Here is a 12,455-nt window from a genome sequence, read left to right on the forward strand (position 1 = left end):
CGCAGGGCACCGCCAAGTCCGCTCTCGGCGGTCACCCCCTTCGCCGCCAGTTTACGCATCGATATGATACACATGCAACAGGCCCGTGAGTGGCCGCGCGAAATTGTTCGCGAATATCAGGTTTGTTGCAAATACCTGATTTTTCAGAGGGTTGTTTGTCTGGTCATGGACATGGAAAGGCCGCGACCCGGTGGGGCGCGGCCAATGCCAGCGAATTCTCCGAAAACGCTTTGGGACCGTGTCAGTTGGTCAGGCGGGTCGACGCCTGGACGGCCTTGTCACCGATCTCCTTGAAGGCTGCAACGAGCTCCGCGGCGTTCTGTGCGTCATAATAATTGGACGTGCTGGAGGCGCAGTATTTCAAGAGGGACTGGCCCTTGCTCGGGGCCATGAAGGCCACGGTGAAAATCTGGACGCCGGCCTTCTTCGCGGTATCGCAGGTGGCCTTGGTCTTGGTGTCTGCGCTCGATTGGTTGTTGTCGCCGTCGGTCATGAAGATGATGAACTTGCTTGGAACCTGGCCGTTCTTGTTCTTGTGAGCAGTGTCCTCCGACGAAGCCGAGACGTCACTATAGGCTCGCGCCATGGCGCCGGACGAATCGGTGCCGCCGGTCGCAGTCAGTGCCTGGACATAGGTCAGGGCGGTGGCGCTACCCCACTGCAGAGTCGTCGGGTTCTGCATAGAAGCGTTATAGGACACGGCTGCGGTTCGGACGTATTTGCTCAGCGGATCTGCCTTGGTCAGCTGTGTGGTCAGGCTGCCGACGGCGAGCTTCAAGGATTCGATCTTCGAATAGTAGTTCGTAGCCTGATAGCTGCAGGTCCGGGAGATCCATTTGTCACCCTGATAGTAGCCACAGTCATACTTGACCGTCTTGAGCGGCTTGGCACCATTGACGGTGCTCGTGTCCTCCGCCATCGAGCCGGAGCGATCGAGCACGAGGAACATCGACAGAGCATTCTTGCTTTCCGTGGTGCTCTGCGCGCTTGCGGTCACCTTGAGGGTCACGGATTTCCAGCCCAGGAGGGCGGTCATGCCGTTCGTCTCCATTGTGTATGAGCCGGCAAGTTCGACATCGAATGTCTTGCCGCTGGTTGACGTCTGGCGCTCAACACTGGCAACAGCGGCCTTGTCGATATCGACCGGGGCGGCGGCACCGTCTTCGGTCGAGCTGTCGTTGCGCGGGACGATGTTGTAGAACTGCGCGGCCATGAATTGCTTGGCGAGTGCGATGGCTTCTTCGTCGGAGACGTTTTTGACGGCCAGCGCGTTTGCTGCGGCCAGGGCTGCGGAATCGGCGGAGTCCTGCAGCAGTGTCTTGATCTGGACCATGCGATTGTAATCGATGGCAACACCTGCTCCGGCGGCGACGACAGGCATGAGAATAGCTGTCATCATTCCGAAGTTGCCGGAACGGCAGGCGGCGAGCCGCGCGAAGATCGAAGATTTCTGTGTCTTGGTCCTAGTCATCATGTCCATCCAAACGCAGGTCCACCCAAACGCAGGCTATGGACGATTTATAGGGGTGGACCCGTTCCATTCGATTTAAAGAAGACGGTAAAATTCGAGCAAATGTGCTGAATTACGGCTTCACGGGGACGACATCGACGGATTGATCGGTCTTGTGGCTGCCATAACTCTTTAAAACCCCGATCACGGGAGCAACGTCGGAATAGTCGCGACCGTAGCCGACGACGATATGGTCGGTGCCGGCCGAGATGTTGTTGGTCGGATCGAGTTCGATCCAGCCGGTCAGCTTGCCGCACCAGACACGGACCCAGGCATGCATGGCGTCTGCCCCCTCCAGGCGCTCCTTGCCTGGCGGCGGGATGGTGCGCAGAAAGCCGCTGACGTAACCGGCGGGGATGCCGAGGCTGCGGAGTGCCACGATCATCACATGGGAGAAATCCTGGCAAACGCCACGCTTCTTGGTGAAGGCTTCGCCGGGCGTCGAGTCCACCGTCGTCGCCTCAGGGTCGTATTTGAAATCCTTGAAGATGGAGGCGCAGAGCTGCTCGGCAATCTGGCGCACCGTCATGCTCGGCTTCAGGTCCTTGCGGGCATAGGCCGCAATCTCGCGGTCTCGGGGCAGCCGTGGGCTGACGCCGAGGAAATGGTGCGGCGAGGCGGCATCCAGCGTCCAGGTTTCGGCGAGTTCCTGCGGCATCCGGTCAAGGATCGGCGAGAAGTCGGCCGGGACCGGCACCGGCTGGACCATGACACGGGCCTGCATGCGGATGTCGAGCGTCTCGTGAGGCGCGCGCAGGATCGCATGGCGGGTCGGATGGTGGAAGAAATCTTCAAAGGTGGCGATCTCGTCCGGCTCCGGCGTGACCGTTACGGCGCCGGCGACCAGCCGCTGGCGATCGGGCAGGGACAAGGGCAACAGGCGCAGCATGTGATGGGCGCCTGAGGCGGGGACCTCGTATTTGTAACCGATGTGGAGCGAGAGATCGTACAGCATCGGCTCAATTCAGATAGGTGCGGGCGAGGATGTCGGAGAACTTCTCCAGCTCGCGCTCGAGATTGGTATAGACCTCGGCGCTCATCGCTTCCGGCGTCATCACCGCGAGCCCCGAATGCAGGCGCATGGCTTCGCGGAAGAGCATCGACATCTGGCCATTGACCATGGCGTTCGGCAGTTGCTCGGCCTCGATGCGGATCTCGTTCAACTGGAAGAGGATCGAGCGCGGATTGAGCGGGTCGAGCGCCAGAAGGTCGGTCACGGTCAGACGCGCCGTCGAGACGTTGTAGCGGCGGCGATGGGTCATGACGTTGTCGCCGATCTCCAAGAGCATGTCGAGGGCGCCATCGGGAGCGTCCGGCCCGGTCATCCGGCCAAGCAGGCGGGTCATGTGCAGACCACGTTCCAGGAGGCGGCCGATCGTCAGGAAGCGCCAGCCGGTGAAGCGATACATGTTTTCATGCACGAGACCGGCAAAACCCGCCAGCTTGCGCAGCAGGATGGTCATCGCATGGGCGGCATCGTCGCCGGGTTTGACCCGTTCGTGGAAGCGTTTCGCCGTCTTCGACAGGTCGTTCAGGGCAAGCCAGCCATCGGGCGAGAAACGGTCGCGGATGTTGCTTGCGGAATAGACGGCGCTGTCGATGTTGCGCAGCAGGCTTTCGGGCACGCCGGTCTTGGTGTCGACGTCGATGTCGGCGAGGTAGTCGCTGACGAAGGCCAGCAGCGGCTGATCCGGATTGGCGCTTTCGGCATAACGCGCGTGCCAGGCGCGCAGGATGCGCAGGACACCTTCGGCCCGCTCGATGTACCGGCCGAGCCAGAAGAGGTTGTCGGCCGCGCGGCTCGGCAGGCTTCCCGGCATGTTGCGGGTGAAGCTTTCTTCGGCCGGCAACAGCGAGGTGCGGTCGACCGGCTTGTCGGAAACGATCCAGACATCGGCTGCACTGCCGCCGGACTGCATGGCGATGGCCGAGACATCGGAGCCGCTGCCGATGCGGGCAAAGCCGCCAGGCATGATCTGCCAACCGTTCCTGGTTCGGGCGGCAAAGACGCGCAGCGACATCGGCCGGGGGGTCAGCTTGCCATCGACCATGGCGGGCGTGGTCGAAAGCGTCACCACTTCCTGGCCGACGAGATTGCCGGTTTCGGCTTCCAGCCATTCCGAGATGCTGCGGCTCTGCGGATCCTTGTAACGCGACCCCAGCACCGAGCGACCATTGTCGTCGAAGAAGGGCAGGCGGGAGAAGGCGGAGCCGACGACCATGCGGTCGAGATTGCGGGCGACGTGTTCGCGCTCGGCCTTCTGGCCGCACCACCAGGTGGCGATGGAGGGCAGCTTCAGCTCTTCGCCGAGCAGATGGCGCGAGAGCGTGGGCATGAACGCGAGCAGCGCGCGCGTTTCGAGGATGCCGGAGCCGAGCGCGTTGACGAAGGTGACGGAGCCATTGCGCAGCGCATCGACCATGCCGGGCGTGCCGATATAGGAATTCTGGTCGAGTTCCAGCGGGTCGGCGAAGGCCGCGTCGAGGCGGCGCCAGAGCACGCTGACGGGTTTGAGACCGGCCACCGTGCGGACCATGACCTTGCCGTTGACAACCGTCAGGTCCTCACCTTCGAGCAGCATGATGCCGAGATAACGGGCGATATAGGCGTGCTCGAAATAGGTCTCGTTTGCCGGGCCTGGAGAGAGAACGGCGATGCGATCGTCGGCGCTCTGCTGGCGCCCCTGCAGCGCCTTGCGGAAGGCGCCGAAGAAGGAGGCGAGGCGGTGCACATGGGTTTCGGCGTAGAGATCGGAGAAAGCGCGGGCGGTGGCGACACGGTTTTCCAGCGCAAAGCCGGCACCGGAGGGGGCTTGCGTCCGGTCGGCCAGAACCCACCAGTTGCCATCAGGTCCTCGGCCGATCTCGAAGGAACAGAAATGCAGATAGTGGCCACCGGCCGGCTTGATGCCGACAAGGGGGCGGAGGAATTCCGGATTGGAGGCGATCAGCTGCGGCGGCAAAAAGCCTTCCTGCACCAGCCGGTTTTCCGAATAGATGTCGGAAACGACAGCTTCCAGCAGGTTCGCACGCTGGACGAGGCCGTCCGCCAGCACCTGCCATTCGGCGTCCGAGATCAGCACCGGTATGTGCGAGAAGGGCCAGGCCCGCTCGCTCGATCCCCCCGCGCCATAGGCGCGGTAGAAGACACCGGCATCACGGAGATAGCGGTCGGCACGGGCGAAGCGTTCGTCGAGTTCCTGCTCGGCCATGGTCTCAATGGCCGAGACGAAAGGCTGCCAGACCGGGCGAACATTGCCCTTGTTGTCGAGCATTTCATCGGCAGCACCCGCCAGCGCGCGATAGCCGGCCAGAAGGGCCGTGCCATTCGCTGCCTCCGGCGGAGAGAGCTCCGCTGCCGTCTTTGGTGCCATCGGATCAGATACCCTGCGGTCGTCTCAGGTCCAGTGTGTGCGGGAATTCCGGCGACACGGTCTCGGGCCATAATGGATAGGAACCGGCTGTATGGCCCCAAGGCTCGAAACGCGCAAGCCGACGGGCTTCCGCTTCATTCCCGTTCACAGGGAAAGTATCGTATGTCCGGCCCCCGGGATGGGCGACGTGGTAGACGCAGCCCCCGATGGACCGGGCAGACCACGTATCATAGATGTCGAATGTTAGCGGTGTGTTGACGGGCAGAACCGGATGCAGGCCCGATGCCGGTTGCCAGGCCTTGTAGCGCACGCCGGCGACGGCCACGCCATTGACCACCGATTTGCGCAGCGGCACCTGGCGGCCGTTACAGGCGACGACATAGCGTTCCGGATTGGCGGTCTCCAACTGCACCTGCAGCCGCTCGACGGAGGAGTCGACATAGCGCACGGTGCCGCCGATCGCGCCTTCCTCGCCCATCACATGCCAGGGCTCCAGCGCCTGGCGCAGTTCGAGCTTAGACCCCTCGTATTCGACCTCGCCGACAAAGGGGAAGCGGAATTCGAGCTGGGCTGCGAACCATTCCGGCTTGAAGTCGAAGCCGTTTTCGCGGAGATCGGCCAGAACTTCGAGGAAATCCAGCCAGAGATAATGCGGCAGCATGAAACGGTCATGCAGGCTGGTGCCCCAGCGCACGAAGCCACCGCCGATCGGGTTCTTCCAGAAGCGGGCGATGAGCGCGCGGACAAGGAGCTGCTGGGCAAGCGACATGCGCGGGTTTGGCGGCATTTCGAAGCCACGGAATTCGACGAGGCCGAGACGCCCCGTCGGACCGTCAGGCGAAAACAGCTTGTCGATGCAGATTTCCGAGCGGTGGGTGTTACCGGTGACATCGGTCAGAAGATTGCGGAACAGCCGGTCGACGAGCCAGGGCAGGGGGGCTGCCGCACCGCTGGCCGGCAGCGGCACCTGGGCAAGCGCGATCTCCAGTTCGTAGAGGCTGTCGTGCCGCGCTTCGTCAAAACGCGGTGCCTGGCTGGTCGGGCCGATGAACATGCCTGAAAACATGTAGGAGAGCGCCGGGTGGCGCTGCCAGTGCAGAACGAGGCTCTTCAACAGGTCGGGGCGGCGCAGGAAGGGGCTGTCGGCCGGGTTGGCACCGCCGACCACGACATGGTTGCCGCCGCCGGTGCCGGTGTGGCGGCCGTCGATCATGAACTTGTCGGCGCCGAGCCGCGTCTGGCGGGCCTCTTCATAGATGATGTTGGTGGTTGCAACGCAGTCTTCCCAGCTGTCGGCCGGGTGGATGTTGACCTCGATGACACCCGGATCGGGGGCGACGCGGATGACGTTGATGCGCTCGTCCTGCGGCGGGGCGTAACCTTCGATGTGGACGGGAAGGCCGAGATTGCGGGCGGCCGTCTCGGCGGCTGCCACCAGCTCCAGATAGTCCTCGATGGCTTCGACCGGGGGCATGAAGACGCAAAGCCTTCCGTCGCGCGGTTCGACGCTCATGGCGGTGCGCACGGCGCCCCTGATATCGCCGGCCGAGCCCGTGATGTTCTGCTCGTTGCGGTCCTGCTGACCTTCCCCGCTCTTGCGGGAGGCTTCCGGCATCGCACGGCCTTCACTCATCTTCGGACCGAAATCGGGCAAATGCGAGCGCGGGATCGAGGGGTCCGTGGTGTGGATATAGGGGTATTGCGACGGCGGCACATAGGGCAGGGTGCCGAGCGGCATGCGGAAGCCGATCGGACTGTCGCCGGGGATGAGGAAGATCTTGCCGCGACGGGTGCGCCACTTTTCGCTCACCCAACGGCGACCGCTGGCCTTGGCGTTCCAGGCCTGGACCGGCAGGATATAACCGGTCGGGGTGGTGAGGCCGCGCTCGAAGACCTTGGCGATGCGGGCGCGCTCTTCAGCACTTTCGAGCTTGGAATTGGACGGATCGACATTTTCCGGCAGGCTGCCTTCCTTGATGATCCATTCGGCCGGATCCTCATAGGCCGGGATGATCATTTCGGGCTCGATCTCGAGCTCTCCGGCGATGCCCGCCATCAGGGCCTCGGCCTGCTCGTGGGTGATGCCGGTGTCGGCTTTTTCTGCGGCGATCAGCGCGGGGTCGTGCCAGATCGGCTTGCCGTCCTTGCGCCAGTAGAGCGAGAAGGTCCAGCGCGGCAGGCTTTCGCCCGGATACCACTTGCCCTGGCCGTAATGTAGGAAGCCGCCGGGGGCGAATTTTTCGCGCAGGCGGCGGATGAGCTGGTCGGCGAGGTCGCGTTTGGTCGGGCCGACGGCATCGGTGTTCCATTCGGCCGACTGGAAATCATCGATCGACACGAAGGTCGGCTCGCCGCCCATGGTCAGCCGCACGTCATGCGCTTTCAGGTCGGCATCGACCTTGAGGCCGAGCGCATTCAGCGCGTCCCAGCTGTCGTCTGAAAAGGGCTTGGTGATACGCGGATGTTCGGCGACGCGGGTGACGCGCATGTCGAAAGCGAATTCGGTATTGGCCTGGCCGATATAACCGCCGGAGATCGGGGCCGCATTCTTGTAATGCGGGGTGGCGGCAAGCGGGATGTGGCTTTCTCCCGTCAGCAGGCCCGAGGTCGGGTCGAGCCCGATCCAGCCGGCGCCGGGGATATAGACCTCGGCCCAGGCATGCAGGTCGGTGAAATCGACCTCTGTGCCGGAGGGACCGTCCAGCGCCTTCAGATCGGGCGTGAGCTGGATCAGATAACCGGAGACGAAGCGGGCGGCGAGGCCGAGATGGCGCAGGATCTGGACGAGCAGCCAGCTCGTGTCACGGCAGGAGCCGCGCGCCGAGGTCAGTGTTTCCTCCGGCGTCTGGACACCGGGCTCCATGCGGATGACATAGCCGATTTGCTGCTGCAGGCGGGCGTTCAGGCCGACAACCATGTCCACCGTGCCTTGGCCGGGCGTCTTGTCTACCGTCGCCATGAAGGCTTCCAGCGCCGGGCCTGCCGGTTCCGGGGTCCGATAGATCGCCAGATCGTCGCGGATGTCGGCGGCGTAGTCGAAGGGCCATTTGACCGCCTCTTCCTCGGTGAAGAAGTCGAAGGGATTGTAGACCGCCATATCGGCAACGAGATCGACCTCGATCTTCAGCTCGGTCACCGGATCGGGAAACACGAAGCGGGCGAGGTAATTGCCGTAGGGATCCTGCTGCAGATTGACGAAGTGGTTTTCCGGCGTGACCTTAAGCGAGTGGCTGATCACCTTCGTGCGCGAATGCGCCGCCGGCTTCAGCCGGATCACCTGGGGCCCGAGACGGACCGGATTGTCATACTTGTAGTGGGTGAGGTGGTAGATGCTTGCCTTGATCGACATTCGTTACCGTTTCGCTGTTCGCCCGTGCCGCTTTTTCCGGCTTGCATCGATCTTGTGCAATGCAGCGCCATAAAGCAAGCGGCCCGGAGAGCCGAAGCTTCCGGGCCGCACAACTTACGCAGATTGATAGTCGTCAGCTGCGACCGAATTCGTCGACGAGGCGAATGATGTCATCTTCGCCGAGATAGGAGCCGGTCTGGACCTCGATGACCTCAAGCTGGATCTTGCCGGGATTGGCCAGACGGTGGACCGAGCCTTGCGGGATATAGATCGACTGGTTTTCGTGCAGAACTGTGACCTTGTCATCGATCGTCACCTCGGCCGTGCCGCGCACGCAGACCCAGTGTTCGGCACGGTGATAGTGCTTCTGCAGCGACAGCTTCTTCTCCGGATTGACGAAGAGCCGCTTCACCTGGAAGCGGTCGCCGTTGAGAACGGAGGTGTAGCCGCCCCATGGCCGCAGTGCCGTCGGGTGGTTTTCCGTGAGGCCTGCGGTCTCCTTATCTGCTGCGAGAAGCTTGACCAGATTGCCGACATCCTGGCTGCGGTCGAGGCGGCCGACATAGACGGCATCTTCCGAGGCGATGACGGCAACGCCATCCATGCCCTGCACGGCAAGATGGGCTTCGCGCGACATGACCAGCGAATTCTTCGTGTCGGAGACGGTGGCATGGCCACTCACCACATTGCCGTTCTCATCGCCGCCGGCGAGTTTCCAGATCGCATCCCAGCTGCCGAGATCGGACCAGGTGATCGCGGCCGGCACGACGGCGGCATTGGCCGTCTTTTCCATCACGGCATAGTCAATGGAGATGCTGGGCGCTTCGGCGAAGGTTTCGGCATCGAGGCGGGTGAAGTCGAGGTCGCCCTTGGCCTGTTCGACGGATTTTTCGACGGCGGCCAGCACCTCGGGGGCGAGCGCCTTCAATTCCTCGATCATGCGGCCGGCGGAGAAGACGAACATGCCGGAGTTCCAGGCATAGTTGCCGCTGTCGAGCATCTGCTGGGCGACATCCGCACTGGGCTTTTCGACGAAGCGCGAGACCTCGTGAACACCGTTGCCGATCTCGGCGCCGATCTCGATGTAACCATAGCCGGTTGCCGGTTCGGTGGGGGTGATGCCGAAGGTGACGATCTTGCCGGTGCGGGCGGCGGCGGCGGCACTGGCGACGCAGGCGCGGTAGGGGTCGTCGACGGTGATTTCGTGGTCGGAGGGCAGGATCTGGATCAGCGCATCACGGCCATGGCGCTGGCTGACGATGACGGCGGCGGCCGCGACGGCGGCTGCCGTGTTGCGCGCTTCCGGCTCCAGCACGATGCCGTCAAGCTTCACATTCAGCTCGCGGGCCTGTTCGGCGACGAGGAAGCGGAAGTCCTCATTGGTGACGACGAGCGGCGCGTCGTAGAGGGTCTCGTCGGAAACGCGCAGCAAGGTCTTCTGCAGCAGCGTTTCGTCGCCGAGGAAACGGATGAACTGCTTGGCGGCAGCCGCGCGCGACAATGGCCAGAGGCGGGTTCCCTTGCCGCCGGCCATGACGACCGGCACGATCTTGGTGCTCATGTTTTCTTGCCTTTCGATGTCTGGCCGGGGCAATTGTCCCGACCGAATTCGCTGTGCCTGCCTCTGTGCAGCGCCTCTGTCAGACGTCGTCCGGCAGGCGGCCGACGCAACCCAAACGCGGGGGCGCCGGTTTTGTTACATGTTTGGCCGATGGTTCCAAGTGCGGTCCAAGATCGTCCTTAATTTAGCAAGCTTCCGCATTGCCGCCTGTGGGGCGATGTGATCAAGTCGGGCAAACCTTCGTCGCCGAGCGCGCAGGAGGATGTTCATTCGTCGCCCAGGAAAGTCATCGATTTGATCCCCACCGCTCCGCTTTTTGCCGTCCCCCAGTCGCCGCTTCTGCCCGTCGAGGGGCTGGCGCAAGGCTTTCCCATACACCGGATCTTCTGTGTCGGCCGCAATTATGCCGCCCATGCCGCAGAGATGGGCAACACGATCGATCGCGCCGCGCCCTTCTATTTCACCAAGCCACCGACAGGGCTGGTCTTGAGCGGCGGCACCATGACCTATCCGCCAGGGACCGAGGATTGCCACCACGAGATCGAACTGGTGATCGCCATCGGTGCGCCGGCATTCCGGGTCTCGGTGGAGGAGGCAGCCCGTGTCATCTTCGGTTACGCCGTCGGCCTCGACATGACCCGGCGCGACCTGCAGCAGGCGGCCAAGGACAAGCAGCGCCCCTGGGACATGGGCAAGTCTTTTGAAGATTCGGCTGGGATCGGACCGATCACGCAAGCCGCCGAGTTCTCGCCTGGCCGCCAGCGTATCGAACTGACCGTCAATGACACGATCCGCCAGGAGGGCGAACTCTCCGACATGGTCTGGTCGGTGCCGGAGATCGTCAGCCACCTGTCGCGCTACTATCACCTGACGCCCGGCGATCTCATCTACACCGGCACGCCCTCCGGCGTCGGCCCGGTGCAGCCCGGCGACCGGCTGGTCGGGACGGTCGAGGGGCTGGCACCGCTGACGGTGACCATCGGCCCGGCGGCCTGACGTCATGGCTTTCCACGGCGAGGCGGCTCCTGTCCTTGTCGAAGGCAGGCGCTGCGGCACCTGCGCGCTCTGCTGCATCCTGCCTGACATCGACGAACTCAACAAACCGGCCAACGAGCCTTGCCGCCACTGTCTGAGCGGTGGGGGCTGCGCAGCCTACGAGACGCGGCCTGCCACCTGTCGCGACTTCTATTGCCTGTGGCGCACGGATGCCTCGCTTGGGGCGGAATGGGAGCCTGCCTTAAGCGGCATGATGCTTTACGCGCAGGGGCCGCAGCTCACGGTCCTGGTCGATCCTGCACATCCCGAGGGGTGGCGGCGGGCGCCGTATCTTGCGGCGTTGGAGGCGAAGGCGCGGACGCTGAAGGCGGATGGCGGGTACGTGGTGGTTTATGTGGGGGATGTGGTTACGGTGGTTGGGTGAGGTGGCTGCGCCAGATAGTCGTGGAAAATGGGCGGTAAGAGTGTTATATAGCTGTTAGGCAGCCATGCGCCGGAACACCCCAGAGCACTCGAAAGACTGCAGGCGAGCAATCGCAATCATGGGCCGGGGGGCTGCCGTTTCATTTGAAAAGCTCGATGAACCTGCTCTGCTGCGCGTCCAGCCCGCAGTCTTGGTATTTGGGCACCATCTTTACGCCGTAGCTCAGATAATTGCCTCCCCGATGATATGTCACGGGGCGGAGCAGCTCTGCGTATCGTAGTTCGCAGTTTCCATAAAAGTCGGGCTCGACTGCTGCCGCAAAAGACGAGGCAACTGCGTCGACCAATTGCAGGCTCGCGCTCTTCTTGTGATCCTGTGCGTCGACTGCCTCAATGTCGATCACTGGCCAATGAATGTTAACCCCGGCATCGGGTTGATCTCTCATGTGGGTCAGGTACGCGCGAAAGCTCTCATAGGACATGCCGCCACGACGCGAGAAGGTGATTCTCACTCGCCCGTCGCCTTCGGGAACCTGAGGGCGATGATCACGGCAAAGCCAGGATATGCGTTCGACAAGATAGCGCGCCATGTAGAAATAGAGTTGGTTCTTGGCTGTATAGATACCGCCTGGAATAGGTGGCTTGGCCGCCATGACACTTATCGTTCTCAGCGGCAGCGCGCCGATCGTCTGTGCCGCGACGGTTCTTTGGCCGTGGTTCAGATCCATGAAATGCAGCGTGCGGCTCTTCTTGTTGACAAATTTGTCCGAGATCGAGTCCCGCCACCGGACTGCCTCGAGTGCGTAGACCTGTCGGAAGACGCAGGCCGACAGAACCAGCCATTGCGAGGAGCCGCCGCGTCGACCGGGGACGCGAAAGTTGCCGAGCCCGTCGTCACCCGACTCGTCGACAAAGGCCACATACGAATGCGACACCCTAGGTCCCCTCTTCCCTTCGAGAAGCATTGCTATCAAGGATTGCCGAATGAGAGCGTCATTCCACCTTCGGGTCAAGAATGTTCAAAATCATGGAGGTCGCGAAAATGATTCGTGGCCAAGGGCCTGACCATACTCGGAGAAGAAGATGTGAAACCAAAAAGGGCTCGCCGTTTCCGGCAAGCCCTTGAAAGAATTCGAATGGTGGGCGTGACAGGGATTGAACCTGTGACCCCTACGATGTCAACGTAGTGCTCTCCCGCTGAGCTACACGCCCATCCGATGAGCGGCTTAAGACCACAAAACC

At 62.6% G+C, this 12,455-nt stretch carries 8 protein-coding genes and 1 tRNA gene; 2 read left to right on the forward strand and 7 right to left on the reverse strand.

Annotated features, from left to right (window positions below; all coding sequences use genetic code 11):
- Window positions 1–241: 241 nt before the first annotated feature.
- The 5 genes from DMY87_RS12050 to DMY87_RS12070 all read right to left on the reverse strand — a co-directional run bounded on the left by DMY87_RS12050 (window position 242) and on the right by DMY87_RS12070 (window position 9,794).
- Window positions 242–1,471, reverse strand: coding sequence for a VWA domain-containing protein (locus tag DMY87_RS12050; protein ID WP_110792159.1), 1,230 nt, complete (start codon window positions 1,469–1,471; stop codon window positions 242–244).
- 112 nt (window positions 1,472–1,583) lie between these two features.
- Window positions 1,584–2,465, reverse strand: coding sequence for a transglutaminase family protein (locus DMY87_RS12055; RefSeq protein ID WP_110791614.1), 882 nt, complete (start codon window positions 2,463–2,465; stop codon window positions 1,584–1,586).
- A gap of 4 nt (window positions 2,466–2,469) precedes the next feature.
- On the reverse strand, window positions 2,470–4,884 hold the full coding sequence (locus tag DMY87_RS12060) for a circularly permuted type 2 ATP-grasp protein (RefSeq protein ID WP_110791616.1): 2,415 nt from the start codon (window positions 4,882–4,884) through the stop codon (window positions 2,470–2,472).
- Window positions 4,885–4,888: 4 nt separating this feature from the next.
- Window positions 4,889–8,233 carry a transglutaminase family protein gene (locus DMY87_RS12065; RefSeq protein WP_110791618.1) on the reverse strand — a complete coding sequence of 1,115 codons (3,345 nt, stop codon included), beginning with the start codon at window positions 8,231–8,233 and terminating at the stop codon, window positions 4,889–4,891.
- Window positions 8,234–8,366: 133 nt separating this feature from the next.
- Window positions 8,367–9,794, reverse strand: a complete 1,428-nt coding sequence (locus tag DMY87_RS12070; RefSeq protein WP_110791619.1) for a mannose-1-phosphate guanylyltransferase/mannose-6-phosphate isomerase — start codon at window positions 9,792–9,794, stop codon at window positions 8,367–8,369.
- A 297-nt stretch (window positions 9,795–10,091) separates the two neighbouring features.
- Here DMY87_RS12070 and DMY87_RS12075 point away from each other — a divergent pair, with 297 nt between their 5' ends.
- A complete protein-coding gene (locus DMY87_RS12075; protein WP_425353497.1) occupies window positions 10,092–10,790 on the forward strand; it encodes a fumarylacetoacetate hydrolase family protein in 699 nt (232 codons plus the stop codon).
- Window positions 10,791–10,794: 4 nt separating this feature from the next.
- Entirely contained in the window at window positions 10,795–11,214 is a 420-nt protein-coding gene (locus DMY87_RS12080; RefSeq protein ID WP_110791622.1) for a hypothetical protein, read from the forward strand.
- Window positions 11,215–11,353: 139 nt separating this feature from the next.
- Here the strand turns inward: DMY87_RS12080 and DMY87_RS12085 are convergent, their stop codons facing one another.
- Window positions 11,354–12,133: a DUF3800 domain-containing protein gene (locus DMY87_RS12085; protein ID WP_165826210.1), complete on the reverse strand. Its 780-nt coding sequence runs from the start codon at window positions 12,131–12,133 to the stop codon at window positions 11,354–11,356.
- A gap of 217 nt (window positions 12,134–12,350) precedes the next feature.
- Window positions 12,351–12,425, reverse strand: a tRNA-Val gene (locus tag DMY87_RS12090).
- Window positions 12,426–12,455: the final 30 nt, after the last annotated feature.

This window comes from Peteryoungia wuzhouensis (genome assembly GCF_003205195.1).
In the GTDB taxonomy this organism is placed as follows: Bacteria; Pseudomonadota; Alphaproteobacteria; order Rhizobiales; family Rhizobiaceae; genus Allorhizobium; species Allorhizobium wuzhouense.